The following is a 250-nucleotide window of genomic DNA, read 5'->3' as shown; positions in this document are numbered from 1 at the left end:
GTGGTTCCCGCGCGCGTTCCGTCGCGCGGAGGACGCCGAGGGGCTGCTGTTCATGGGCCGAGGGTTCACGGAGTGCTACGCCGTCGGCGAGCACCACCTGCAACTCGCGGTCGATCTGATTCTTGAAGGGTTCGCACGAGGTAATGAACAGGGTGAGAATCCGGCAGGTTCGTCCGTCGCATTGGACGGACGCGAGCCTGCTGAAGGTGCCGTCGTACATGGCGAGGCTGACGGGCATGTGCCTGTGGGG

General features: G+C 65.2%; 1 protein-coding gene. It reads right to left on the bottom strand.

From position 1 onward, the window contains the following. Positions 1-238: hypothetical protein (locus LL239_RS18235; RefSeq protein ID WP_228164625.1), on the bottom strand; the 238-nt coding region annotated here is incomplete at its 3' end. Positions 239-250: the final 12 nt, after the last annotated feature.

Origin of the sequence: Microbacterium testaceum (assembly GCF_020781835.1) — a bacterium.
GTDB classification, from domain to species: Bacteria; Actinomycetota; Actinomycetes; order Actinomycetales; family Microbacteriaceae; genus Microbacterium; species Microbacterium testaceum_H.
This window is presented reverse-complemented; position numbering and strand designations above follow the sequence as displayed.